Annotated in this window: 21 protein-coding genes; 16 read left to right on the top strand and 5 right to left on the bottom strand. The window is 42.4% G+C overall.

Going from position 1 to position 25,442, the window contains the following annotated elements; all coding sequences use genetic code 11:
* Positions 1-109 precede the first annotated feature (109 nt).
* The 6 genes from trxA (at position 110) to dltD (ending at position 5,066) form a co-directional block, all read left to right on the top strand.
* Positions 110-427 (top strand): thioredoxin, encoded by a 318-nt coding sequence (gene trxA, locus ACYQ0Y_RS03490; RefSeq protein ID WP_407883576.1) that lies wholly within the window; start codon positions 110-112, stop codon positions 425-427.
* Between the two features lie 191 nt (positions 428-618).
* Positions 619-765 (top strand): teichoic acid D-Ala incorporation-associated protein DltX, encoded by a 147-nt coding sequence (locus tag ACYQ0Y_RS03485; RefSeq protein WP_407883574.1) that lies wholly within the window; start codon positions 619-621, stop codon positions 763-765.
* A gap of 24 nt (positions 766-789) precedes the next feature.
* On the top strand, positions 790-2,319 hold the full coding sequence (dltA, locus tag ACYQ0Y_RS03480) for a D-alanine--poly(phosphoribitol) ligase subunit DltA (RefSeq protein WP_407883572.1): 1,530 nt from the start codon (positions 790-792) through the stop codon (positions 2,317-2,319).
* Positions 2,316-3,518 (top strand): D-alanyl-lipoteichoic acid biosynthesis protein DltB, encoded by a 1,203-nt coding sequence (gene dltB / locus ACYQ0Y_RS03475; RefSeq protein ID WP_407883570.1) that lies wholly within the window; start codon positions 2,316-2,318, stop codon positions 3,516-3,518. The genes dltA and dltB overlap by 4 nt, the downstream gene beginning before the upstream one ends.
* Before the next feature lie 34 nt (positions 3,519-3,552).
* Entirely contained in the window at positions 3,553-3,789 is a 237-nt protein-coding gene (gene dltC / locus ACYQ0Y_RS03470) for a D-alanine--poly(phosphoribitol) ligase subunit DltC (RefSeq protein WP_407883568.1), read from the top strand.
* Between the two features lie 2 nt (positions 3,790-3,791).
* The gene (gene dltD, locus ACYQ0Y_RS03465) at positions 3,792-5,066 is read left to right on the top strand and encodes a D-alanyl-lipoteichoic acid biosynthesis protein DltD (RefSeq protein WP_407883566.1); all 1,275 of its coding nucleotides are present in this window, start codon (positions 3,792-3,794) and stop codon (positions 5,064-5,066) included.
* A gap of 62 nt (positions 5,067-5,128) precedes the next feature.
* Here the strand turns inward: dltD and ACYQ0Y_RS03460 are convergent, their stop codons facing one another.
* Positions 5,129-5,641: a DUF2507 domain-containing protein gene (locus ACYQ0Y_RS03460; protein ID WP_407883564.1), complete on the bottom strand. Its 513-nt coding sequence runs from the start codon at positions 5,639-5,641 to the stop codon at positions 5,129-5,131.
* A gap of 215 nt (positions 5,642-5,856) precedes the next feature.
* On the opposite strand from ACYQ0Y_RS03460, the gene racE reads away from it, so the two are divergent.
* From racE to ACYQ0Y_RS03430, 6 genes are all read left to right on the top strand, one after another.
* The gene (gene racE, locus ACYQ0Y_RS03455; protein WP_407883562.1) at positions 5,857-6,681 is read left to right on the top strand and encodes a glutamate racemase; all 825 of its coding nucleotides are present in this window, start codon (positions 5,857-5,859) and stop codon (positions 6,679-6,681) included.
* 93 nt (positions 6,682-6,774) lie between these two features.
* Complete coding sequence (locus ACYQ0Y_RS03450; RefSeq protein ID WP_407883560.1) at positions 6,775-7,377, top strand: XTP/dITP diphosphatase; 603 nt, start codon at positions 6,775-6,777, stop codon at positions 7,375-7,377.
* On the top strand, positions 7,377-7,907 hold the full coding sequence (locus ACYQ0Y_RS03445; RefSeq protein ID WP_407883558.1) for a metallophosphoesterase: 531 nt from the start codon (positions 7,377-7,379) through the stop codon (positions 7,905-7,907). The genes ACYQ0Y_RS03450 and ACYQ0Y_RS03445 overlap by 1 nt, the downstream gene beginning before the upstream one ends.
* Positions 7,904-8,755 carry an aldo/keto reductase gene (locus tag ACYQ0Y_RS03440; protein WP_407883556.1) on the top strand — a complete coding sequence of 284 codons (852 nt, stop codon included), beginning with the start codon at positions 7,904-7,906 and terminating at the stop codon, positions 8,753-8,755. Before ACYQ0Y_RS03445 ends, ACYQ0Y_RS03440 begins: the two co-directional genes overlap by 4 nt.
* Positions 8,756-8,858: 103 nt before the next feature.
* Entirely contained in the window at positions 8,859-9,281 is a 423-nt protein-coding gene (locus ACYQ0Y_RS03435) for a DUF948 domain-containing protein (protein WP_407883555.1), read from the top strand.
* Between the two features lie 61 nt (positions 9,282-9,342).
* A complete protein-coding gene (locus tag ACYQ0Y_RS03430) occupies positions 9,343-9,864 on the top strand; it encodes a hypothetical protein (RefSeq protein ID WP_407883553.1) in 522 nt (173 codons plus the stop codon).
* Positions 9,865-9,986: 122 nt separating this feature from the next.
* Here ACYQ0Y_RS03430 and ACYQ0Y_RS03425 read toward each other — a convergent pair whose 3' ends face one another.
* Positions 9,987-11,093, bottom strand: a complete 1,107-nt coding sequence (locus tag ACYQ0Y_RS03425; RefSeq protein ID WP_407883551.1) for a M24 family metallopeptidase — start codon at positions 11,091-11,093, stop codon at positions 9,987-9,989.
* A 201-nt stretch (positions 11,094-11,294) separates the two neighbouring features.
* Between ACYQ0Y_RS03425 and ccpA the strand changes: the two genes are divergently transcribed.
* The gene (ccpA, locus tag ACYQ0Y_RS03420) at positions 11,295-12,296 is read left to right on the top strand and encodes a catabolite control protein A (RefSeq protein WP_407883549.1); all 1,002 of its coding nucleotides are present in this window, start codon (positions 11,295-11,297) and stop codon (positions 12,294-12,296) included.
* Positions 12,297-12,381: 85 nt separating this feature from the next.
* Here the strand turns inward: ccpA and ACYQ0Y_RS03415 are convergent, their stop codons facing one another.
* Positions 12,382-13,290, bottom strand: coding sequence for a LysR family transcriptional regulator (locus tag ACYQ0Y_RS03415; protein WP_407883547.1), 909 nt, complete (start codon positions 13,288-13,290; stop codon positions 12,382-12,384).
* A 216-nt stretch (positions 13,291-13,506) separates the two neighbouring features.
* Between ACYQ0Y_RS03415 and ACYQ0Y_RS03410 the strand changes: the two genes are divergently transcribed.
* Both ACYQ0Y_RS03410 and ACYQ0Y_RS03405 read left to right on the top strand, forming a co-directional pair.
* On the top strand, positions 13,507-14,097 hold the full coding sequence (locus ACYQ0Y_RS03410) for a hypothetical protein (RefSeq protein WP_407883545.1): 591 nt from the start codon (positions 13,507-13,509) through the stop codon (positions 14,095-14,097).
* Positions 14,098-14,260: 163 nt separating this feature from the next.
* On the top strand, positions 14,261-16,840 hold the full coding sequence (locus tag ACYQ0Y_RS03405) for a KxYKxGKxW signal peptide domain-containing protein (RefSeq protein WP_407883543.1): 2,580 nt from the start codon (positions 14,261-14,263) through the stop codon (positions 16,838-16,840).
* 1,100 nt (positions 16,841-17,940) lie between these two features.
* On the opposite strand, the gene ACYQ0Y_RS03400 is transcribed toward ACYQ0Y_RS03405, so the two are convergent.
* Together ACYQ0Y_RS03400 and ACYQ0Y_RS03395 are read right to left on the bottom strand one after the other, a co-directional pair.
* The gene (locus ACYQ0Y_RS03400) at positions 17,941-18,708 is read right to left on the bottom strand and encodes a CPBP family glutamic-type intramembrane protease (RefSeq protein ID WP_407883541.1); all 768 of its coding nucleotides are present in this window, start codon (positions 18,706-18,708) and stop codon (positions 17,941-17,943) included.
* 254 nt (positions 18,709-18,962) lie between these two features.
* A complete protein-coding gene (locus ACYQ0Y_RS03395) occupies positions 18,963-21,236 on the bottom strand; it encodes an ATP-binding cassette domain-containing protein (RefSeq protein WP_407883539.1) in 2,274 nt (757 codons plus the stop codon).
* Positions 21,237-22,101: 865 nt separating this feature from the next.
* Between ACYQ0Y_RS03395 and ACYQ0Y_RS03390 the strand changes: the two genes are divergently transcribed.
* Positions 22,102-23,604, top strand: coding sequence for a nicotinate phosphoribosyltransferase (locus ACYQ0Y_RS03390; protein ID WP_407883537.1), 1,503 nt, complete (start codon positions 22,102-22,104; stop codon positions 23,602-23,604).
* Positions 23,605-25,442 lie beyond the last annotated feature (1,838 nt).

Below are 25,442 nucleotides of genomic sequence, written 5' to 3'. Positions count from 1 at the left end.
ATCCAAATTGATCTTACGCACACGCGGCGGGCAAATTCGTTGCAACATTTATAAAAAAGCGTACACTTTGATTACGAACAAAAAGTTAGTGAATATGGAGGCCGTCGATATGACAGTTAAAGAAACAACAGATCAGACTTTTGAAGCCGACACCAACACTGGGGTTAGCGTTACTGATTTCTGGGCGACTTGGTGTGGCCCATGTAAGATGCAATCACCAGTTGTTGAACAATTAGCTGATGAAATGGGTGAGAAGGTCTCGTTTAGTAAGATGGATGTGGATGAGAATCAAGACACTCCGGCTAAATTTGGTATCATGGGCATTCCGACCTTGATTGTGAAAAAAGACGGCGCTGTGGTAGATACCTTAGTGGGTTATCACAGTAAAGAACAAATTGAAAAAACTTTGGCGCAGTATACGGCCTAGCCAGCTGTTACCCCGCGGCCGGGTACTCCTAATCCTTCTCAGTAAGGGTTAGGGGTTTTTTTGTGGACTTTCTGGTATGCTATTAGAGAGCCTTTGATTGATATCAATCAACTCTTAAGGTTTTTTTTACCAATCCTTTCGGAAAAAGCTTCTATACTGACTGTATTGGCATAAGTGGAGGCGTATATTGCATGGCAAAGATTAAACTGTGGTTAGCACAACCATGGGTGACGTTTATCTTACGAACCGCATTTTACTTTGTAGTCTTTTTTCTGCTGTTATATCTGTACAGTTATTCGGGAGTTAATCAAAGTAAATTTATCTACAACGAATTTTAGTGTTTGATAAACGGAGGATTTCTTATGATCGATAATATGATTACCACCATCGACAACTGGGCCGCCACCAGTCCAGATGCAGTGGTTTATAACGAGTTGGGGACGACTCATACTTATTTGGAATTAAAACAGGCTTCAGACACGATTGCCCAAACATTGGATGACATGCAACTGCCTGATGGCGCGCCCATCATTGTTTTTGGTGGACAACAGTTTGCCATGATCGCCAGTTTCTTAGGCGCGGTTAAGGCAGGACACGCTTATATTCCAGTTGATACGCATTCACCTAATGATCGACTGACCATGATTAATGAGATTGCTAAGCCAGCAGCGGTTATCGCCGTTGATGCTTTACCCGTTGAATTAGATAATGTGCCGATTTTAACTGGAGCACGTTTAGATCAACTGTTGGCGACGACCGATGTTGCCTATGAATTAACGCATGCGGTGAGTGGTGACGACAACTATTACATTATTTTTACGTCCGGCACGACAGGCATGCCAAAAGGGGTTCAAGTCAGCCATAATAATTTATTGAGTTTTGTCAATTGGATGATCGACGATGACTTCAGACTGCCGGTTAACCCAGTCACAATGGCCCAACCGCCTTTTTCGTTTGATTTATCAGTGATGGATTGGGCTCCCACGTTAGCATTAGGTGGCACACTGGCTGCATTACCAAAACGAATTACTGATGATTTTCGTCAGTTATTTGCGACATTACCTAAATTGGCGATGAATGTATTTGTTGCCACCCCATCGTTTGCTGATATTTGTTTATTAGAACCAACCTTTGATGAGGCGCATCTACCGGATTTAACGCACTTCCTGTTTTGTGGTGAAGAATTAACGACTTCAACAGCTACAAATTTGCGGCAACGGTTCCCACATGCGCATATTTTTAACACGTATGGCCCGACAGAAACGACGGTTGCGGTCACCGGTGTAGAGATTACCGATGCTTTGATTCAAAAAGGGCGGCTCCCAATTGGGACGGTTAAAGGTGATACTCAGATTCGCATTATTGACGAAGATGGGCAACAACTTCCAGATGGGCAACAAGGTGAGATTGTCATCAGCGGGCCGAGTGTCTCCAAAGGTTATTTAAATAATCCAGCTAAAACGCAACGGGCGTTCTTCAAAGAAGATGGGCGGCCAGCCTATCATTCTGGTGATCTGGGTTTTCTGGATGAAGCTGGGATGTTGCATTATCTAGGCCGTATCGATTTTCAAATTAAGTTGCACGGTTATCGAATTGAACTCGAAGAGGTTAACCATTACTTGGACGCGAACCGTTGGATTAAACAAGCGGTAGCAGTGCCAAAGTACGATGCTAATCATAAGGTTAATCAACTGTGGGCTTACGTGGTTCCAGAACCATCCGACGAATTTGCTAGCGATTTGCAACGAACAACTGCCATCAAACGGGAACTTAAGGACGTCATGATGGAATATATGATTCCAAACCGCTTTATTTATCAGGAGAGTTTGCCATTAACAGCTAACGGCAAAGTTGATATTAAGTCCATTATTGCTGAGGTGAACCCAGCATGATTAATTTAGAACCATATGGGAATCCCCAATACTTTGTTTACTTGATTATTGGATTAATCCCGCTCATGATCGGCTTGTATCATGGGCATCGCTGGCGTTGGTATCAAAGTCTCGTGTCCTTGGTCTTCATCTTTTTGATGTTTGACGGGGCTAAATGGCAGCAAGGTATCGCACTGATTGGCTTCGTGCTTTGGGAATGGTTGATGGTTGGCGGTTACATGGCCTATCGAAAACGATTTAACCAAGGTTGGGTCTTTTATTTGGCAGTTGTGTTAAGCATCATCCCGTTATCTTTTGTCAAGATTACGCCGGCCGTAGCAGCTGGTCAGTCATCGTTGTTTGGGTTTTTAGGTATTAGCTATCTAACCTTTAAAACCGTCGGCATGATTATGGAGATGCGCGATGGATTGATTAAGGATTTCCATCCACTGCTATTTATTGAATTTCTGCTTTTTATGCCAACAATTTCATCTGGGCCGATTGATCGTTATCGGCGGTGGTTAGATGATTATCAGGTTGTCCCAGATCGTCAGAAATATCTAGGCATGATCGAAAAAGCTGTGCATTACCTATTCTTAGGTTTCTTATACAAGTTCTTACTAGCCTATCTGTTTGGCAGTGTTCTGTTGCCGCGAATGGATTTAATGACCATGCGTTATGGGGGTCATGGCTTCTCTTGGCCACTGGTCGGGTATATGTATACGTACTCGATGGATCTGTTCTTTGACTTTGCCGGTTATTCGCTCTTCGCCGTTGGGATATCCTACCTGATGGGGATTGAAACGCCAATGAACTTTAACCAGCCGTTCCGGTCTAAGAACTTGAAGGATTTCTGGAATCGTTGGCATATGACGTTATCTTTTTGGTTCCGAGATTTTATCTTTATGCGACTAGTCTTCATGATGATGAAGAAAAAAATCTTTAAGAGCCGTGTCACAACCAGTAATGTGGCCTATGTTTTAAACATGTTGATCATGGGATTTTGGCATGGGGTCACTTGGTATTATATTGCTTATGGGATCTACCAAGGATCAGGTTTAGTGATCAATGACTGGTGGTTAAGATTTAAGAAGAAACATCAAGCGGCGATTCCACACAATAAACTGACGGAAGCCTTCGCAATTTTTCTAACGTTTAATACAGTTTGTGTCAGTTTCTTATTATTCTCAGGTTTTCTCAACAAACTTTGGTTTAAATAAAATTGCATAAGAGCAAATAAAGGAGCGCTTTATCATGGATGTAAAAGCAACAGTGATTGATATTTTAAACGATTTAACAGGGAGTGATGTGTCTGACGCAATGGACACCAACTTATTCGATGAAGGGCTTTTAGACTCAATGGGTTCAGTTCAATTACTGCTAGAATTGCAAAACCAACTAGGGATCAACGTTCCGGTCTCCGAATTTGAACGGACAGAATGGGATACCCCAGCTAAAATTGTGACCAAGGTGGAAGGACTTGTCGGATAATTATGAATTCGTCTAAACGACTGTGGCTGATTATTGGGCCGGTGATTGTTGCATTTGTCATCCTCGTGGCGCTACTGTTATCGCCACTTAACTCTAGTAAGCCTTCGTCAGCAATTCAGCGACGGGCAGCAGTTTCACTGTCCCCTCAGGTTTTTAAGGGACGACAGATTAAAAAAACTGCCTTGTCTGGTCATTACGTGCCGTTTTTTGGTTCAAGTGAATTAGCACGAATGGATCCATTACATCCATCTGTGTTAGCGGAAAAGTATCATCGGAATTATCGTCCGTTTTTACTAGGTGCGGCGGGGACGCAATCCTTAACGCAGTACTATATGATGCAAACCATTAGTACCCAAATGCAGCATAAAAAAGCTGTCTTTATTATCTCGCCACAGTGGTTCGTTAAAAAGGGTGCTCGTCCGGATGCGTTTGCCTTTTACTACTCAAAATTGCAAACCGTCGATTGGTTGCAACAAGAGCAGAATAATTCGATGGATCGTTATGCGGCTAAACGACTGTTAGCGATGCCTTCTGGGCGTTCCGATCGGGCAATCACGCGCATGTTGAAAAAGGTCGGCAGTGGGCATGCATTGTCTAATTATGACCGGCTGCAATTATCCATTCAAGCACTCATGTTGACCCATGAAGACCAGTTGTTCTCTGACATTGGATTGGATAATAATATTGCTAAAATTGATCGGGGAATGAAGCAATTGCCCGATTCTCAAAGCACTAGCGCCTTGGAACAAACAGCCGATCGCTTAGGCCAAGCTGGCACAACTAATAATGATTTGGGGATCAGTAATCATTTTTATTCGACGCGATTGCGAGGACACATCAAGCAATTAAAGGGTGCCCAGCGTCACTTGAATTATCGACAATCACCAGAATATAGCGACTTTGAGTTGGTCTTGAATCAATTTGCTAAAACCCATACTGAAGTGTTGTTTGTTTTACCACCTATTAATCAAAAGTGGGCTGACTACACAGGACTTAACATGAATATGATTGATCAAACTAATGCAAAAATTAAACATCAGTTGGCGACTCAAGGCTTTAATCATGTGTTGGATCTGAGTCATGATGGTGGCGAACCATACTTTATGGAGGATACGATTCACTTAGGTTGGCGCGGTTGGTTGGCCGTCGATCAGGGTGTTCGACCATTCTTAGCAAATCAACGTGCCACGACAAAGTACCATATCAATTCACGGTATTATTCGACGGACTGGCAACAGTTAGACCCGACTACCACTAATATTGAACAATTCAAATAATGGCAAGCGGATACTTTATAACGAAAAAAATCGTCGGATTTTCCGACGATTTTTTTATATTTTTAAATATTATTTTCGGCCGTGGGGGGAGTTGATTTGGGTTTAATTGATAGGGTCGGAACATTGGCGGCCCTATCACCAATTAAGTCTTTCGGATCTGTTTGAATCATCAATGAGACCCCATCATGTTGAATTTCGTTGACGGTTCCTTCAGTTGCTGCGCCAGTGATGAGCTCAAACTGTTGCGCCAAAAAGCCGGCTTCTAAATCAAAATCAGCATCAGGATTGGCAGCTAAACGGCCCGTAACAGTAGCGCCGGTTAAGGTGAACTGCTGTTGTCGCCGGTTTTGTTTGGTACGCGTTAGAGTACCAAAGCCGACCTGGTCAAAAAAATTTATGATGGCTACTTCGTCGGCCAATGGATTTTGACGGGCAACTTGGCGCCCAATCCAGTAGAGAATATTCATTTGGTCGGTGCCGAGAATGGTTGGCAGCACTTCATCTCGCATAAAAGCAGCCCCTAGCGCGGAAACGTCAGGTTGCTGGCGCAATTTTTCATAGGTTGATTGATCCATCTTAATCTTCACCTCAGCGAATGTCTTACTCTCAGTATAGCGTTCTAATCTGGAACTTTCATCTGCTTTGCTTGGTAAATTAATTAATTTAAAAGTTGTTTGTCTTCATACAAAATCAGGAAGCTTGTTAAGAGGTTCAAACTTGAAATTGATCCGTAAAAGGCTCATGATTTAGTTTCAAGAATTTTAGTGTAACGTAAGAAGGAGTAAGCACAATGGTAGAAATTGATCGCTCACGGTTAGACCCGCAGTTGCCAATCGGGTTGATGGATTCAGGTGTCGGTGGCTTGACAGTCGTTAAACAAGCGTTAAGACAATTACCCAACGAGACGATTCGTTTTATCGGTGATCAGGCGCGGCTCCCTTATGGACCGCGACCAGCCAGTCAAGTGCGAGCCTTTACGTGGCAGATGGTCCATTTCTTGGAAGCTCAACCAATCAAGTTGTTAGTCATTGCCTGTAATACGGCGACGGCCGCGGCCTTACCAGATTTACAGGCGGCCTTAACGATTCCAGTAATTGGGGTGATTAAGCCAGGGGCTAAAGCAGCTATTCAGGCGACCAAGACCGGCCATATTGGCGTGATTGCCACAGAAGGTACCGTTCGAGCAGATAGTTATGCCAAGACGATTCACGCACAAAATAAGCATCTCAAGGTAACCAGCCTGGCTTGTCCTAAGTTTGTGCCACTGGTCGAAAGTAATGAGTATCAGGCTCCAATTGCTAAGAAGATCGTTGCTGAAACGCTCCAACCACTGTTAAATCAGCGGATCGACACGTTGGTTTTGGGTTGTACCCATTACCCCTTGTTGGCTCCATTTATTCAAAATGTAATGGGAGATCAGGTTACGCTAATTAATTCTGGTGCGGAGACGATTAATGGGGTGGCCCAACTTCTCGATGTTTATCAGATGGCCGCGCCACAAAAAGTGGGCGAAGATCGGTATTTTACGACCGGGTCACCGGTAATGTTTAAGACCATCGCGCAATCATGGCTGGAATTAGCTGGAATGGATGTATCAAAAGTCGTGATTGATTGAATTTTACGGGTAAAATAGTCATTATTAATGTAACGAACATCACCTTGAGAGATGTTATAAATCACTATCACTGGTCAATTTTGGAGGTTAATCATGGCGGACACAATTGTAATTGCGACAGAAAATGCGGGTAAGGCAGCAGAGTATAAAGCTCGTTTAGAACCATTAGGGATTCAGGTTTTAACATTGGCCGACTTTCCTGGTGTCACTGTACCTCCTGAGGATGGGAGTTCATTTGCCGAAAACGCGCAAATTAAAGCAGATGCTTTATCTAAGAGCGTGGAGATGGCTATTATTGCTGATGATTCTGGCTTACAAGTTGACACCTTAAATGGGGCGCCTGGGATTCACTCCGCTCGTTATGCGGGCAACCATGATGATGCGGCTAATAATGAAAAGCTACTAAAGGCGTTAGCTAATGTTCCTGATGATGAACGGACCGCCAATTTTCACACCACGATTGTGGCCGTCAAACCGAATGGAAAGCGTTTGGTTGTCAGTGGCGATGTCCGCGGTCAGATTCTGCGGGAAGCTCATGGCAGTGATGGCTTTGGCTATGATCCACTGTTTTACGTACCGTCCATGAAGAAGACATTCGCTGAAATGTCGACGGCCGAAAAAAACGAGGTTAGTCATCGTGGTCAAGCAATGGCAGCTCTTTTAGAACAATTTCCAACATGGTGGGCGGAAGATTAATGAAACTACTCATTGTTAGTGATAGCCACGGTGATCGAGCCATTCTTGAGCAACTAGTTGCTCAGTTTTCCGGTCAGATTGATGGCTGGTTTCATTGTGGCGATTCAGAGTTGCCCGCCGATGACCCACTATGGCAAACTTTTCATGTGGTTGGTGGAAATATGGATTTTGATCCGCAGTATCCTAAAAAATTGTTGATACCGATGGGAAATCAGCGGATCTTCTTGACACACGGACATCGCTATCAGATCAAATTAGATCTCACAGCCTTAGCACTAGCTGCCAAGCAAGAAAAGGCGACCATGGTCTTTTTCGGTCACTCGCATGAGTTAGGATTAGCACAAAATGATGGCACGCTTTTTTTGAACCCAGGAAGTGTCAGTCAGCCACGTGGTGAATTTGCTAAACTAGGTGGCACATTCGCAATTGTTTCCGTCAGTGGGCAACAGTGTCAAGTAGACTTTCATACGCGCGATGGTCAAATTGTATCTGAGTTAACAACAACCTTTACAATGGGGGACATAAAATGACGAAGAAAGTATTTGAATTTGATGATGACTTAGTGGTTAACCGATTGGGTTATGGGACGATGCAGCTTCCCGGTAAGGGGGTCTGGGGTCCAAATTCAGATCCAAAAAATGCCGTTGCTGTCGTGGATGCGGTATTAAATAGTGATGTGAATTTCATCGACACAGCGGATGCTTACGGTCCTTGGTTTGCTAACTTGTATTTAAAACAAGCGTTGCAGAATTACCAAGGTGCGCACAAGATGATTGCCACTAAAGTTGGTTTTACTAGACAAGGACCCAATCAGTGGACAGTTCTAGGTAATCCGGCTTATCTTCGACAACAAGTGGAATTGAACCTGTTTTCTCTTGGGTTAGAACAGTTAGATCTGGTGCAGTTACATCGCATTGACCCTGATTATCCATTAGCTGACCAATTAGGTGTTCTAGCAGATTTGCAACATGAAGGGAAAATTAAGCATATTGGCCTCAGTCAAGTCAGTGTAGCTCAATTAGAGGCCGCCAGACAGATTGTCCCGATCGTATCCGTTCAGAATCGATATAATTTGATTGACCGCAGTGATGAGGACGTGTTAGCTTATGCCCAAGAAAATCATTTAGCGTTCATTCCTTGGTTCCCATTAGCTACTGGTGAATTAGCTGAGGCTGGTGGGGTGTTGGCCAACATTGCAGCGATCCATCATGCAACGCCAGCTCAGATTTCATTAGCTTGGTTATTGCAACGTGCTGATGTCATTTTGCCAATCCCTGGTACTGCAAATGCGGCTCATTTCTTTAGCAACGCTGCCGCAGCTAACATTACGCTTAGTGAGGCAGAAATGACGGCATTGACCGACCTTTCTGACGAGTAATCACTTATTGAAAACGGTTTTTCCGGCAGCCACTTTTATGGTATGCTGGTGAAAAGTAACAAGTGACAGGCTTCATTAAATTAAACGTAGGTGGAGGCAAAATATGACAGGTGGACAAGTAGCTGGTTTAATTGCGGCGATCGCCTTTTTACTGTTGGTTTGTTTTATCGGTATCTTTCTCATGCGATTGACCAAAACATTTGGTGAAATTAACCGAAGTATGGTTGTGATTACCAGTGATGTGGATGTTTTATCGAAACAAGTTGAAGATATTATGGGTAATGCCAATGAATTATTGGACGATGTGAATCATAAAGTTGCCACGATTGATCCGGTTTTCAAGGCCGCAGGTGATCTTGGTGAGAGTGTTTCAGATTTAAACCAAGCGACACGTGACTTAACGCAACGGGTGACTAACTCTGGTCAGCGGGCGGGACGATTTGGTTCGCTAGCAAGAACAGCAACCTCGGTTTACCACATGGTCTCTAAACATAATGCTAAACGGACGGATACCAACGAAAGTTAGTTTTAAAAATTAGTTTTGGTGTAAAGTCGGCAGTTTGATTCGATGAAAGTGGGGAAATCTTATGGCAAAAGGATTTTGGTTAGGTTTAGTATTAGGCGGTGCTGCGGCATATGCCGGTTATCGATCATTGACGAGTGAACAGCGGGAACATTTGCGTGAAGAAGGGTTAGAACGTTATCAAGCATTACGGGATCGGGCAGTTGACTATGCCTTTTACGCAGCCGATGCTGTGGATGACATGAAGGATTCGCTGCGAGATTATTCTGATTCGGCTACGGCATCCGCCCGTGATTTTGCGGACAATCTTGGTGATCACCGGGCTTCATTGCGGGATCGATTTGCTGCGGATCATGATGACTTTGACGCGGAAACTGAATCTTTGCGCGCACAGTTAAATGCTGATGACGATGATGAGGATGATATCGTACTGACAGCCAGTGATTCAGTTGACTCAGCCGCGGGAAGTATGGCTGATGAAGACACAAGTAGTGCAGCTGCCTCAGCGAATGATGATAGTGCCACTTCAGACGCTGGCGATAACGATTCTTCAACAACGGAAAGCAATTCAAATACGCAGGCTTAATGAGGCCGTTGGTGAGCTGGTTAATTGATAGAAGAATAGGGGCTTGTTACTAAAATGACCCCACGCAAAAAGGAACTCACTGGAAAGGTGAGTTCCTTTTTGCGTGGGGCGACTACTGAAGATTAACCGACATAAGTCAATTCTTTACTGGTATGGGTAAAAGGCTCACAACCATCTGCCGTGATGTGAACACAATCTTCGATCCGAACACCAGCGACGTCAGGGATATAAATGCCAGGTTCAATCGAGAAGCACATTCCTTCAGTTAAGACAAGGTCGTTGCCTTCCATAATGCTTGGGTATTCATGTTCTGACTGACCCATCCCGTGTCCAAGACGGTGAATAAAGTACTCGCCATAACCAGCGTGATCAATAATATCGCGAGCGACTTTGTCGAGCTCAGCAGCGGTGATGCCTGGTTTAGCAGCGTCCATCGCAGCTAACTGAGCTTCTAAACAAACTTTATAAATGTCAGCTTGCTTTTCATTTAACGTGCCCAGTGCAACCGTCCGCGAGGCATCAGAAATGTAGCCGTCGTGAACGGTACCTAAGTCGAATAAGACGAGCTCGTTATTTTCAATTTTGTGGTCGCTGGTTGCACCATGTGGCTCTGCTGCATGGGCGCCAGCCTGAATCAGCGTTTCAAAGCTCATGTTCATGACACCACGCTTCATCAGTGCATACTGCAATTCAGCGGCCACTCGTTGTTCAGGAACACCGGCTGCGACAGCTTTGAAGCCAATTTCGAAAGCATAGTCCGCTTCTGCACCGGCTGCGTTAAGTAACTCAATTTCGTGCGGTGTTTTGATGACTCGTAACGAGGCGATAAAGTCGGTGGCATCTGTATCAAACATGGATGTCGGAAATTGTTCATGTAATTGATTGAAGCGCTCAATGGTCAAATTGCCCATTTCGATTGCCCATTTGGTCGTTTTATCGGTTCGATGTTTGATTTGGTCAGCGATCATGGCATAAGCGTTTTCGTGATCCAAGTAGCCGTACACTCCAAATGGCCAACCGGTGTCTTTCACGGCTTCAACTTCTAATGCCGGACAAAATAAGAAAGGATCTTGGTCAGGGAAGACCACTAAAGCCAATACTCGTTCAATGGGGTCTGACCCAAAACCAGTTAAGTACTGAATCGTCTGAAAGTTGCTAAAGTACGCGACGTTAACGCCTTGATCATTGGTCCATTGGCGTACGCGGTTAAGCTGTGTATAATCTGCCATCATGCGCTCCTTAATAATAAAATTTACGATAAACAAATTTAGTATAGCACAACAGGCGTGGCTTCTTGCAGAAGAACAAGGTTTGCATTATATTTAAAGAAAGCGGTTACAGAATTGCTTTCATATGTATATTTTGTTATATTTGAGTGGCTGTGAAAACGAATGAAAACAAATAAAATCAATGATGAAAGGGTATAACATATGGATAAACAAACCGTTACAATTTATGATGTCGCTCGTGAAGCGGCAGTTTCTATGGCGACCGTTTCACGAGTCGTTAATGGAAACCCAAACGTTAAACCTGCTACCCGGCAAAAGGTGCTCGATGTGATCGACCAGCTGGACTACCGACCAAATGCAGTGGCTCGCGGATTAGCCTCAAAGAAAACAACAACCATCGGTGTTGTGATTCCAGATTTAACCAACTCCTATTTTTCTGAATTAGCGCGGGGCATTGACGATGTGGCGTTGATGTACAAGTACAACATTATTTTGGCCTCCTCAGATGAAAATCATGACAAAGAATTGCAGGTGGTTGATAACCTAACCGCTAAGCAAGTTGACGGCATCATTTTTATGGGCAATCAGATTAGTGATGAATTGCGTGAAAGCTTGGATCGGGCTCATGCACCGATTGTATTAGCCGGATCTGTCGATGAGCAACGGCAATTACCATCGGTGAATATTGATTACGTTGCTGCGGTGACAGATGCGATGAATCGCTTAATTCAACGAGGAAATAAACGAATTGCGTTTGTGACTGGATCAATGGATGAAAGTATCAACCATGACTATCGCTTGAAGGGATATCAACAGGCTTTGAGCAGCGCTCGATTAAATTATGATGCGGGACTCGTCTTCCAAACCGACTATTCGTATCGTGCCGGTTATGCACTCGCGCAAGCGTTACAGGATGTGAAAGCGACCGCAGCCTATGTCGGTGATGACGAATTGGCTGCTGGCGTATTGAATGGTTTAACCGATGCAGGGGTTGATGTACCTGCTGATTTTGAGGTCATCACTAGTAATGACACTCGGTTTACGGAAATTACCCGTCCGCGGATGAGCTCCATTACTCAACCACTGTATGACATTGGTGCTGTATCCATGCGGTTGCTGACGAAACTTATGAACAATGAAGAGATTGGTGAACGGACCGTTGTCTTACCATACGGGCTCAAAAAACGTCAATCGACCAAATAGATACGACACGGCAAATAAGCATGTAAAGAAACGATGTCCTTAATGTTGATTAGGGGACATCGTTTTTTGCTCTAATAAAAATAGATTAAATATCGAATAGTTCCTTCGCTGAGGATTGGGTGGCAGGTAGGAGTGGTTTGGTTCGCTCCATCGCCCTAGGTAAGCAAGAAATCCCAACTTGGAATGAAAGCTCTTTGAGAGGAATGGGTAGTGTGATGGCATTGATATGCTTGAACTGACGTTTGATGAGGATGTCTGGCGCAACCGTTACGCCAACTCCGTTAACTGCTAAGTTAATCGCGCTTTCAAAAGTTGGTAATTTAATTGCATCTGACATGTGGGTGCCATGTTTGGTTAACCAAGCCATAATTAAACCATTGCTGAATGATTGGTCTGCAGTTGAAATGAGCCGCAGTCCATCTAAGTGACCAAACTCTAATTGGGACAAGTCTGATGGTTGATCAGAAGCATGAATTGGTTCAGGCATGATAAGTGTCGCTGGTTGATTGGTAATTAAGGTAAATTGTGTTTCACTATTCGTCAACGGTGAACCAAGTAGGGCATCGATGTTACCGTTGAGCAAACTATTTTCTGCCGCCTTACCGGCTAAAGCAGTCACACTAATGTGCAAGTCTGGATTTTGTCTAATTAAGTCTTGAACGATCAAGCTGAGCCAATGATGTGCGATCGACGGATCAACTGCGAGCTTTAATTGTTGGCCTTGTGCCTGCTGGTGAGCAAAATGGCTCATTTCAGAATCCATTTCTTGGGCCAATTGTTGTGATCTTTGTAGGTAGTTTAACAAGCGAGTACCTGCCAAAGTAAGGGTGATTGGTCGATTTTTATGATTAATTAATTGAACATGGAAGCGATCTTCGGCTTGTCGGATAATGCGACTCACGTAAGGCTGTGTAACAAATAGTTTTCTAGCCGCGCTTGAGATGCTGCCGGCTTCTTCAATTGCTTGAAGAAATGTTAATAAAGTATTATCCATGGCACTTGCTCCTTGCTGGAAAGAGTTAGTTGTATGCCATAAGTTTAGAACACTCTCAAAGCAGAAAGTACAAAACTCTTATGCTATAATAATTATTCTCGTATAACTAAACAGTTATAAAAGGAGTATTGTTTGATTCTACAAGCAAGCTGTAAGATGTAAACTAATCAAAATCATGATTAAAAATTTATTGATATTGTCATGTGGGGGAGCTATATGTCACAAGCAGAAGAGACTTTTTTTAAGACCATGTCACCGGTTGACAAACGATTATTTGCCGATGGTGCTAGCCTAGAGGAGGCCGTTACTAGTCGGCTTGATCGCCATCTTCAGCAAGTTCTGCAAGAGCCCAAAATGCTGAAAGCCTTTCGCGCTGATTTAGTGATGGGATTAACGATTTTTGATGAACATCATCAAATTGACCAAGCAATTGGGTGTGCGGCCAGGATTCAGTTTATTGATAGCTGTGGAGTTGTTTTAGAAGCACTTGAACGAGGGGAACATGCTTTTTATATACCGAACCATTACGTGATCTTGGATTTAGGCTTTGAGTATATCCAGAAACATCAAGATCTGGATCAAGAGATGTTGACTTATCTTTTGATGCAAAGTTATGTTGCAATTCGGCCAGTTTTGTCTTACGTGTATGAAGATCTAGATGGTTTTTTAAGCATGTTAAAGGTATATTCAAGGAATCTTGAACGAAAAGAACCGCATTCTAAACTACATGTTCTGACAGATTACTTTCCGATGCGTAAAAATTGGGACCTAGACTTTCTACAACAGCAGGGGTACATGCTGATATAATTATAACGTCAGTATTATATTATTATGGAAACCTTTGCAAATACCATTGGTTATGAAATAGAAATATCGTAAACTTACGGTAGTTGTTATTAAGATATTCTTACGATTCAATAATCGCGAGTCTGTCTTAAATTTCTTTTTTTACTTTTGGAGGTAGGAAAATATGTCACGAGACACAAAGAAACGTTTCAAGATGGTCAAGGCCGGTAAACAATGGTTGATCGTGCCGATCACTTTCTTGTCGTTAGGTGCATTTGCCGGTGGTGTTCATGCCGATAGTAGTAATGAACAAGGCGCTGCTGGTCAAACAAGCACTGAAGTTGTTAATCAGATGAAGAATAACCAGCCTGGTACAGCGACTCAGCCAGCACCTGGCGTTCAAGCCGGACAATCCGCTCAGGATCAAAATGCGACTAACATTGCTAATGGTCAAGGTAATGCTGGTACACCTTCAGCATCTACGATTGCTGATCAATCAGCTAAGGACCAAAGCAATACGAACATGGCTAAGGGCCAAGGGTCTGCAGGTCAAGGTAACGTCGCTGAAAACGACAGTAACCAAACTGTTAATCAGGCTGTAATTGCAGCTAAAGCCGCATTAGCACAAGCTCAACAGGGAGCCACTACTCTAAAAGCTAACGCTTTGGCAAGCTATAAAGCATCTATGGCGCCATACTTAGCAGCTGTCAACACTGCCATGCAACAATTGATGACAGACACACCAGCTAATGATGCGCAAACTATTGCTAAGGATAAGGCAGCGCTTGCGACAGCTACTCAAACTGCAAACACGCAATCAGCTAGTTTCCAAAAATTACTTAACAGTAATAACGCCACAGCTGATAAGGGTGTGGCTGATGCGCAAACAACCTTGACGAACGCTTCCAACGACGTCCAAGGTGCTGCAGATGGTCAGGCGGCCGGAATTGACGCTGTTTTAAACGGCAACCAATTAGGCAGCAACGTATTGACTGGTAAATCAGACAAGTTTGTCTTGGCTTACAATGAAGCCGTTGCTGGCGCCAATGCTGGTGTACAGGCTGCTAAGACAAATACTGCTGCTTCAGATGCAACAATTATGGCTGGCGGTCCTGCATTCAAGCCTGCTTATCAAGCAGCCTTAGAAAAGACTTACGCTGATATGGGTAAGGCTGACGGTACTTTGGCCGCTGAAAAGGGCGTTTCACCATTAACTACTCAGGAGTTGGCAACTAAAGCACCATCTTATCGGACTGCTTACCAAGATGCTTTCCGTCAAACGAGTACAGCCATTTTGGCGCAAACTGCTGAAGGGATTCAACAGGCCTCTAGCGATATCACTGCTGGAATCGCACCAATGACCGATGCCCAGTTAGCTGCTAAGACACCTGGTTTCCGTGATGGGTACAATAAGATCATGAAGCCACACTTGGCTGAAGTAGCTCAGGCTGATCAACTTGCATCAAAGGGCCAAGGCCAAGCAACACAAAGTAGTCAAGCTACGATTGATCGCGACGCAGCAACTGATGAAGCTACTAGTGATGCGTTAAATAACACTCATCTTGGTGGAGATGTCCTTTCAGGTAAGAGTGAAGCCTTTGTTAGTGCTTACAACGATGCTTACAAAGGTGCTCAAGATGGCATTGCTGCCGCTGAAGCAAACAAAGTTCTGTCAGAAGCAGAATTAGCTGCTAAAACGCCTGCATACCGGACAGCTTACAAGACTGCTTTTGCTAAAACTAGTTCAAATATCTTAGCATCTAGTGCTAAGGGTATTGATCAAGCTACGAAAGATTTCGCTGCTGGTAAACAAGCAAGCGAACAAGAGTTAGCTACTCAAGACCCAGCTTATCGCGCTGCTTACAACAAGCAGTATGGTAAGTTGACTGCTGAAAAGTTAGCAAATGCTGGCCAAGGCCAAGCAACGCAAAACAGTCAAGCTACGATTGATCGCGATGCAGCAACTGACGAAGCTACGTCTGATGCATTGAACCACACACATCTTGGCAGTGATGTTCTTTCAGGCAAGAGTGAAGCGTTCGTCAATGCATACAATGATGCTTATAAAGGCGCTACTGATGGGATTCTTGCTGCTGAAAAGAACCAAGTTTTATCTGAACAAGAGCTGGCAAGTAAGAGTCCTGCATACCGCACCGCTTACAAGAATGCTTTCACTAAGACTAGTCAAAACATCTTGAAGTCAACTGCTGCAGGTATCGATCAAGCTACTAAAGACTTCGCGGCTGGTAAACAAATGAGCGAACAAGAATTAGCTGCTCAAGACCCAGCCTTCCGTGATGCTTACAACAAGCAATACGGTCATTTGACTGCTGAAAAGTTGGCTGAAGCTGGTCAGGGTAAGGCAACTGAACCTGATCAATCACAACTTGATGCTGACCGTCAAAAAGCTAAAGATGATGCTGCCGCTAAGGGTAATGGCGGGGATACCAACACCAACAAGCCTAGTGACAACAATGAAAGCAAGGGCGAAGACAACGGCTCGACGACTGATGCCAAGAGTGGTGAAACAGCTGGTAACAAGACCACAAATGGGGCTGAAGTCACTGGTCAAAACGGTGCCAAGGTAATGCCAACTGCTGTTTCTGGTCACAAAGCTGCGACTAAGTCGGCTACTACTAACAACAAAGCTGCATTACCAGCAACTGCTGCTAATGAAAATGCTAGTGCTGTTCTTGGTTTAACTTTGATTGCTACTTTGGGTGCAGGTTTACTGAGCTTCGGTCTTAAGCGCAAACATGCTTAATCCAGCAATGTAGCTGTGATGATTAACTTCCAAAAGTAAATGATTACCATTTGCTCAGGTAGATGAAGCATTTCAAAGTATGCACGAAGGTTTTAAAAAGATCGTGTCTCTTTTAGAGGCACGATATTTTTGTAACCAAATTTATCGGAAAGTTTTAATGAGTGATCGTCCCGTAAAAATTTACCATCATTTCCTCATGGTATGTATCTAAAAGGGGCGACTAACCTTAGCAAAGGGGTTTGTGTTGATCTTTAAAGTCATCTGAACTTTGAAGATTAAGCGGTAGCTATACCGTATTTATGGTGGAATTTTTATTTCAAAGCTGAATATTGTTACTCGTTTTAGCGATATACCAGATAATTCCAAAGTATCCAGTACTAGAGGCTGCCAAGTCTTTAATTGTGTCTACGAAAATGAAGTTGAATGGTACTTTGGTATGTTCTCAGTGTTAGGCAAACAACTTAATTAATAGGTACCATATCTTGCTTGTCAATTAAGATAAACCTGAAGAAGAAATTCGCTAATTATATAATGGTTGAACACAAAGTGGCGAGGTTAAGATACTATTGGTGTCACAATTCTGGGTTGAGATTTATGTTCACTGTAACTGATAGATTTGGAATTGAACAGCAAACTTATTATGACCAGTGGGGAGGCTAAACCAACTAAAACGCTTCAAAAAGCGAATGAGAAATCGTCGGTTTTTTATGACAATCAATTGATAACTTTTACCCTAATAAGTGATCAAGTAATGTTTAATGACAGGCTTCTCGATGAGGATTCGACCGTGGCATAGCACTGCGGTTGGAGCTTATTAAATATTTATGTTCAAGTTTTTGTATGCGCGTTAATAGCGGCCTTGCGTGTTCTTATGAGTGCAGAGTGATCAGTTTTTGGTTCAATAAAGGGGGGCCTGCACACTTATATTTGAAAAAATGAGTCTAGCGTATTTAAAAACGTTGGGAATTTACGCGACGGGGCAAGCTAAATCATATTATGGGATTGAATTTATAGTTTGCTTTGTTAAATGTGTTTTGTCATCCTGACTGACGAACCAGGCTGGAAAATGCGCTTTTAGTCTTTTAGCATATTATGGAAATCTAATGTAAGTGAGGTATAAACGAGCTAAACATCGTTACTATTAGGTACCCAGAGGTATCAAATAAATAGTGCATAACAAAAGCAGTCCAAATACTCTTTGAATGTAAATAGGAGCCAGTCATAAAGATTCGGGCAACCCCGATCACAAGTAACATTTGTGGTAGGTTCCAATTATAAACTGCAAAATGGGCCAAGCCAAAAGCGATCATTGAGATAAATAATGACCCCCAAATTGCTGTGTTTCTAGAGAGATGGAATTGTTGGATTAAAATTGCCGTCATTGCTAAAAAGATAAAAATCCCCAGAAACTCTTCATCCATTAATTGAAAAAGATTATTAAAAGCTTGGATAAAAAAAATTGGCCACTTATGGGAGCCTAAAAGTGCTGTGGCATTTGGATTACCTACAGTTTTATCCCCAAACACCAATAGTATTTTTGGCGTAATAATTGAATAAATGATTTGAGCAATGAACAATAGGCCAGTATATCCCCACTCTTTCAATGAAACATGCTGAAAAAGTTTCCATGGTGATTGGCCACTGATTAGCCAATACCCACCAAGAAACAAGCAGGTAGGAATCAATGATAGTATAAAAAAGATTAACCAATCGTGTCCGGCTGATAATCGTTCTGAAATGAGGACCACACTTATTATTAGAACGATTGGATAAATGAATAGCAGCCAGAGGCGACCATTGTTAATGTGATCATCCACTATTGGTAAAGGGCGAGAATCATCGCGACGTTCAAAAAAACTATTTCTCATCTTCACATCCTCCTATGCGATTTACTTTAGTCAACTTTATCGGTAAATACCAAATAAATTAATTGTGGATTTTGGAATTTTATAGCCTCTAACAATATGTATTGATGGATATTACTATATGAGTAAATGATCGGGCCGAGACAAAAATAAAAATTTTGCCTCGGCCCGATTTGTTATCTAGCGATTACTACCATAGAGGCTAAGTCAAAAGCCTCACATTTCCGATTGTCCGGTTAAAAAGTCCAGCTGATGCATCAATGTTGTCGTGAATTCAATAATTCTCTTAGAGCCATGCCGGTTCTTGAATCGTTGTGGCTTACGGCATCTTTTGGTCGACCGCTAAACATCAATCGGCCTCCATAGCGGCCAGCGTCGGGGCCAATATCAATGAGCCAATCGGCCTGGCTGATAACAGCCAGGTTATGTTCAATGAGAATTAATGAATTACCTTGATCGACTAATTTGTTGAACAACATCATCAGCCGATCGGTGTCTTTCAAATGAAGACCGGCCGTGGGCTCATCTAGTAAATAGATCTCACCAGAGTGACTGAGTTCTAACGCCAATTTGAGTCTTTGTCGTTCACCGCCTGATAAGGTGGTGAGGGGCTGGTCCAATGTGAGGTAACCAAGACCCACTTGATCTAAATGGCCTAACTTTTCTGCAATCTTGGGTTGATCAGAAAAAAAAGCCAGTGCATCTATCACTGTCATCGCTAGAACATCAGCGATGGTTTGCCTGTGATACTGGTAGTTTAATGCTTCTTTATTATAGCGTTTGCCGCCACACAGTTCACAGACTTGAATTACCGGATCCATGAATGCCATGTTGGTGATCGTCACGCCTTTGCCATGACAACGTGGGCAGCCGCCTTTACCGTTATAACTGAATAGTTGTGTTGACACGTTATTTGTTTTGCCAAATAATTTTCTGACCGAATCCAGAATTTCTAAGTACGTGATCGGTGTCGACCGAATTGTAATGCCAACCGGGTCTTGGCTTAAATCGACATAGTCATCTGTCAGTTGTTGTTTGAGTGCTGATACCAAGGAGCTCTTTCCAGATCCTGCAACTCCGGAGATCACCGTGAGGACGCCCAATGGGATGTCGACTGAAACCTGTTTTAAGTTATGGCTCGAAATGTCACGTAACGCTAAGAAACCCGTCATTGTCCGATTTTTGCCAAACGAAACAGGACGTCGTAGCCAGTCAGCGGTCATCGCTTTTGATTTTAGAAGTTCAGGGTAGCTACCGGTAAAAGTTACTTTTCCACCAGCTTGACCCGCTTGCGGCCCAATTTCAACTACGTAGTCAGCGAAGTCGATCATACTAGGATTATGCTCCACGATCAAAATGGTATTGCCTTTTTCTTTAAGCTTTGTCAGCGCCCGTTTGATTAATTGAATATCATGGGGATGCAGACCTACGCTAGGTTCATCCAGGATATAAACCATATCGGATAACGCGCTGGTCAAGAATTTAGCGATCTTAATTCGTTGGGCCTCACCACCTGAAAGTGTATTTGTACTCCGATTTAAGGTGAGATAGCCTAACCCGATATCGATCAAGGATTGGATCTTTGTCTTTAATTCTCGAATGACATCAGTGGCAAGGGGCACCTCGATTGCGTTCAGAAAACGGATCACATGGATTAAATCAAGTTCGCTGACCTCTGCAATATTCATATCGTTAATATGATTAGTCAGGACTTTTGGGTTTAACCGCGCGCCATGACAAACAGGGCAAGGTTGTCGGGTGACAATGGCAGCAATCGCGGCTTGATGATGTTTGGCTTCAGCCTTACCCAAGATTGAGCGGCGAATCCGTGGAACTAAACCTTCATAAAGGGCAGATTTGTACCAATTAGCCGGTGGGTTCTGTAATTTTTGTTGTGGTGCGTGCATGAGTAGCTCGAATTCCTTAGGTGTGTAGTCTTTCAATGGTTTGTCGTTGTCGAATAATCCTGTATTGACATATCGTTTCCAGCGCCACGTATTGACGCCAAAGCTTACAAATGTCAGCGCACCTTGATTCAATGATTTCTCTGGATCAATCAGCTTTGATTCGTCGATATCGTCCACATACCCTAATCCCTGACAGTGTGGACACATCCCTTGGGGGAGGTTGAATGAAAATGAGTCCGAATAACCAACAAAGGGTTTTCCAATTCGTGAAAAAAGCAGTCGGAGCAATGAATAAATGCCTGTATAGGTTGCCAGTGTCGATCGGGCATTTTTTCCAATTCGTTGTTGTTCAATTACAATGGCAACCGGTAGATGGTCAATGCTACCGACGTGAGGTTGACCGAACTTGGGTAAATATTGTTGTGTAAAACTTGGAAATGTTTCATTGAGCTCTCGTCTTGAGGCGGCTGCAATGGTATCAAAAACCAACGAAGATTTACCAGATCCAGATAAACCGACGAATACGGTGGTTTGATATTTTGGAATCTTCAAACTTACGTGCTTTAAATTATTTTGCGTGGCGTCGGTCACGTCAATCGATCCCCGGGCAAATAAATCTTTCATTTGTCGATCCCTCCTTTACATCTTTTTCAGCATAGCACGAAGAAAATTTTTCCGGAAGTTTTTGGGTTAAATCAAAGTAATGAGAAAGGGGCTTATTGTTGTTGGCAGCCTTCTTTTACTTTAAAACTTAAATAAATGACCATAAATTCAGATTTGTGAATGTCGAAAAATAAAAGGGCTGGGATTAGACTTCTTATAAACATTGGCATTCTATTTAGCATGTTTATTTTTAGATTTGAACATAGTTAGTTTAACTAAGATAAATTAAAAGTACCCGTGGCGGGAGAGTAACTAATAAAAGTCAGATGTATCAGAAAGATAATGTGTGGAAAAAAGTTTAATTATTCTTTAAATGGAGATAGATATCCAACATAATAATTCGCTCTGCAGCGATTACGCACAAGATTTTGAATGTATTCTGAGATTAGAGCAATGCTTACCATCTGGATGATTGGGTAAATTAAACAATAGCTATTGATAATAGATGAGAATCCTTAGTAATGCAGCCATTTCGAATACAGAGTTAATTAATGATAAGGTGGCGTATTGTTGTAGTAAGCATTTAGAAAATAGAGCTAGTTTAAAAATCAATAATTTAGGAAGACCTAGGAGATTAACCTGGATTTTACTTGCCATAGTATTTGTATACACTCTGAGATTGTTGAAAAAAGTGATTTGTTAGGCGATTTTGACAGCCCATCATCGTTATTTGTGATATGAATTTCATCTGTTTATTTAATAAATTTATGATGATAATCATGCGAAAAAAATTATAAATATTTCTGGAACAAATCACTCAAATAAGTGGGGCTATGATAGAATGTTGGCGCCAAATAAAATTCAATCGGGAAGGATCGTGATTCTGATGGCAACACGTTACCTTGATGATAGTTTGACGCTTCACACTGATACTTATGAGATTAGTATGTTACAGACCTATTTTGAGGAAGGGGTGGCTGATCGGCACGCTGTCTTTGAGCTGTACTTTCGTGATTTACCTTTTCACAATGGCTACGCGGTGTTTGCAGGTGTAGAACGTTTGATCGGTTACATTAACCAACTTCGTTTTAGTGAAGCAGATCTTGAGTATCTAGCGAGTTTAAATCAGTATTCAGTCGGGTTTTTAGAATATTTACGTAACTTCCGGTTTACTGGAACCATACGTGCTGCCCGCGAAGGCGACCTGGTTTTTAATAATGAACCTGTTGTTCAGGTTGAAGGTATGCTTGCGGACTGTCAACTAGTTGAAACCGCGTTGCTCAACATCGTTAACTATCAAACACTGGTTGCTACGAAAGCGGCTCGCATTCGTTCCGCCGTTGGTAGTGATGGCATAATGGAATCCGGTAGCAGACGTGCGCAAGAAATGGACGCAGCTATTTGGGGAACGCGCGCTGCATACATCGGTGGTTTTGATTCAACGAGTAATATGCGAGCTGGAAAAATTTTCGGTATTCCTGTGAGTGGCACGCATGCTCATAGTTTGGTACAAACGTATCGGAATGATTACGATGCCTTTATGGCCTATGCGCGTTCCCATAAAGATTGCATTTTTCTAGTTGATACGTATGATACGCTCCAATCTGGAGTTCCAAGCGCAATTCGCGTTGCTCGTGAAATGGGCGACCAAATTAACTTTTTTGGTGTGCGGATTGATTCAGGAGATATGGCGTATATCTCTAAGCAAGTCCGGAAACAATTAGATGAGGCTGGTTTCTCAAATGCGAAGATTTACGCCTCTAATGACCTTGATGAACAGACAATTACTAACTTAAAGATGCAACACGCAAAAATCGATGTCTGGGGCGTGGGGACAAAATTGATCACGGCATATGATCAACCCGCTTTAGGTGTTGTATACAAATTAGTTTCGATCGAAGATGAACAAGGTAAGATGGTAGACACCATTAAATTGTCAAGCAACGCCGAAAAAGTAACCACCCCTGGGAAAAAGCAAATTTGGCGGATTACTAAGCGGGTTGATGGAAAATCGGAAGGTGATTACGTGGCTTTAGCGGATGAACGACCTGACCAAGTCGATAAGTTGCACATGTTTCATCCAACCTATACCTACATTAATAAAAATGTATCCGATTTTAATGCTCGCCCTGTCTTGATTGATATATTTAATCAGGGACAGCAGGTTTATGAAATACCTACGTTGATGGAAATAAAAAAATTTGCAGCTGAGCAATTAGCATCGTTATGGAGCGAATATAAACGAGTTTTAAATCCGCAAATTTATCCAGTGGATTTATCACAGAAGTTATGGGATCACAAACAACATGTCATTGATGAAGTGCATGCTTATGTAAGCTCCTTAAAGTTTAACGTCGAATACACTCCATCTAACAAAAGCGTGAAATAACTGTGTTAATTACAGTGATGACATTGGTTTTAGAGAGTGTCAAAGTGGGATTGACTGATCTAGGAACGGTTAACTTAGTAAAGGTCGCTTTATGAATCAAAGTAGCTTTTTTAAATGCTTGAATATAATAGTTTAACTAATGTAGATACAGTATAAATGTGCTCGTGAATGTCACCAGTAAAAGGCCCAATTTATCCAACAGTTAATACATGGCGAAAGAAGCCCGAATGCTCTTTGAGTGAAGATGGGCGCCAGTCACAAGAATTCTTTTGACACCAGTTATGAATAACATTTGTGGCAGATCTCAATTGTAGTCAGCAAAATGAACCAAACCAAACAAAACAAGCCTATTAAGTTAAACAAGCACGTATACGAGGAACTAATTGATGATTTTTCTGACAAACTGACGCTAACAGTTATCGAAGAACACAATTAAGTTGTGGACTGCTGGGGCTATTTTGGATGGGCAGTGTTAACCGAAATATTTAATCAAGCGGATATGCAGCTAGTTTTTAAAACCTAAGTGAAACAATTGAAGCACGGGGCTGCTGGTGGTATAGTTGTAAAGGTTATTTTGACCAAAATAATAATTACCTCAAAGGAGTTGCTGAATATGTCAGGACATTCCAAGAGTGGCTCCGGGGTAAATTGACTCCATTAAAAATCGTGAAAAGTGCTGCTACCATTAAGTTGGTGGCAGTTTTTGTTTTTGGACTAAAAATTAGAATTCTCGGGATTTTTGTACTGTGGTTAGCGAAGAGAGACCAAATTGAGCACACAGGAAAAGTTTGGTACTTTTTGAGACAGTAGGCGAGTTGATTGACCGAAACTTCAAACTGGTAAAAGTGAGAGACCCAAAAGAGACCACGTGCTTAAGAATCCAGTAACTGTGCTGGCTTAGAAATCTTTACAGATAAGCCATTGCTTTAAAGATAATTGAGTAATGCTAAGCTATCTCATAAGGTTAAGTCATCCGAGACCAAATCGAGCTATTCAAAATGAACCAAGTAATCGACCAAGCGTGTTCTAGTGTGTTTCAAAAACTATGTGAAACAATTGAAGCACGGGGCTGCTGGTGGTATAGTTGGTAAGGTTATTTTGACCAATAAAAAACTAATTAATCAAAGGAGCATGCCAATATGTCAGGACACAGTAAATGGATTCCTGAGGCAAATTTGCTCCATTAAAAATCGCGAAAAGTACTGCTACCATTGACTTGGTGGCAGTTTTTTTATTTTTACCCAAAAAAGTGAAATGTAAGGACTTTTCCCTGTTTTTGGCAAAAGAGAGAGCAAAATGAGCACACAGTTTTGTAGGGCAAGGTTTTTGGGACACTAAGACAGTTGATTGTGTGAAACATCGTTACGAGTTAAAACAGAGACCAAAACGAGACCAACAGCCTGAGCTAGCCGGTTATGAACGTTCCGAAAGATAATTGGATATTCTATGCCAAGGTAAGCCATTTTTAGGCCACTGATTAACCGGTGGTATAGCTACTTCATAAGGATTAAGAAGAAAAAAGTAGGCATGTTTTGAAGCAAAGTGCCTGTGGCTGTTGGACTAAGGCGCCATCGCCAAATCGGGTTTTCACGGGCGCACACAGGGCGTCTATATGAATAATATGTATTTATACCAATCGTCGAATCAAATTGGACACACGGCCTCACGTTTCCCAAGGAACTCGAAATAGGGGTGAGGAGGAGGTGTAATCTGACAGCTAGATCGGAAATTAGGAGGCTTATTCGGTGCGTTGATTAATCGAAAAGAAGTGATTTTTAGATTTCTGAGAAGATAAATTAGAGAAAAAATCTTAAAAACGTCTGTATTCCTGAACTGAA

This window comes from Furfurilactobacillus curtus, from assembly GCF_054657915.1.
This window is presented reverse-complemented; position numbering and strand designations above follow the sequence as displayed.

Bases quoted from the DNA above. Each gene is read 5' to 3' on its own strand.
- trxA (WP_407883576.1), top strand. From the start codon at position 110: ATGACAGTTAAAGAAACAACAGATCAGACTTTTGAAGCCGACACCAAC.
- ACYQ0Y_RS03485 (WP_407883574.1), top strand. From the start codon at position 619: ATGGCAAAGATTAAACTGTGGTTAGCACAACCATGGGTGACGTTTATC.
- dltA (WP_407883572.1), top strand. From the start codon at position 790: ATGATCGATAATATGATTACCACCATCGACAACTGGGCCGCCACCAGT.
- dltB (WP_407883570.1), top strand. From the start codon at position 2,316: ATGATTAATTTAGAACCATATGGGAATCCCCAATACTTTGTTTACTTG.
- dltC (WP_407883568.1), top strand. From the start codon at position 3,553: ATGGATGTAAAAGCAACAGTGATTGATATTTTAAACGATTTAACAGGG.
- dltD (WP_407883566.1), top strand. From the start codon at position 3,792: ATGAATTCGTCTAAACGACTGTGGCTGATTATTGGGCCGGTGATTGTT.
- ACYQ0Y_RS03460 (WP_407883564.1), bottom strand. From the start codon at position 5,641: ATGGATCAATCAACCTATGAAAAATTGCGCCAGCAACCTGACGTTTCC.
- racE (WP_407883562.1), top strand. From the start codon at position 5,857: ATGGTAGAAATTGATCGCTCACGGTTAGACCCGCAGTTGCCAATCGGG.
- ACYQ0Y_RS03450 (WP_407883560.1), top strand. From the start codon at position 6,775: ATGGCGGACACAATTGTAATTGCGACAGAAAATGCGGGTAAGGCAGCA.
- ACYQ0Y_RS03445 (WP_407883558.1), top strand. From the start codon at position 7,377: ATGAAACTACTCATTGTTAGTGATAGCCACGGTGATCGAGCCATTCTT.
- ACYQ0Y_RS03440 (WP_407883556.1), top strand. From the start codon at position 7,904: ATGACGAAGAAAGTATTTGAATTTGATGATGACTTAGTGGTTAACCGA.
- ACYQ0Y_RS03435 (WP_407883555.1), top strand. From the start codon at position 8,859: ATGACAGGTGGACAAGTAGCTGGTTTAATTGCGGCGATCGCCTTTTTA.
- ACYQ0Y_RS03430 (WP_407883553.1), top strand. From the start codon at position 9,343: ATGGCAAAAGGATTTTGGTTAGGTTTAGTATTAGGCGGTGCTGCGGCA.
- ACYQ0Y_RS03425 (WP_407883551.1), bottom strand. From the start codon at position 11,093: ATGGCAGATTATACACAGCTTAACCGCGTACGCCAATGGACCAATGAT.
- ccpA (WP_407883549.1), top strand. From the start codon at position 11,295: ATGGATAAACAAACCGTTACAATTTATGATGTCGCTCGTGAAGCGGCA.
- ACYQ0Y_RS03415 (WP_407883547.1), bottom strand. From the start codon at position 13,290: ATGGATAATACTTTATTAACATTTCTTCAAGCAATTGAAGAAGCCGGC.
- ACYQ0Y_RS03410 (WP_407883545.1), top strand. From the start codon at position 13,507: ATGTCACAAGCAGAAGAGACTTTTTTTAAGACCATGTCACCGGTTGAC.
- ACYQ0Y_RS03405 (WP_407883543.1), top strand. From the start codon at position 14,261: ATGTCACGAGACACAAAGAAACGTTTCAAGATGGTCAAGGCCGGTAAA.
- ACYQ0Y_RS03400 (WP_407883541.1), bottom strand. From the start codon at position 18,708: ATGAGAAATAGTTTTTTTGAACGTCGCGATGATTCTCGCCCTTTACCA.
- ACYQ0Y_RS03395 (WP_407883539.1), bottom strand. From the start codon at position 21,236: ATGAAAGATTTATTTGCCCGGGGATCGATTGACGTGACCGACGCCACG.
- ACYQ0Y_RS03390 (WP_407883537.1), top strand. From the start codon at position 22,102: ATGGCAACACGTTACCTTGATGATAGTTTGACGCTTCACACTGATACT.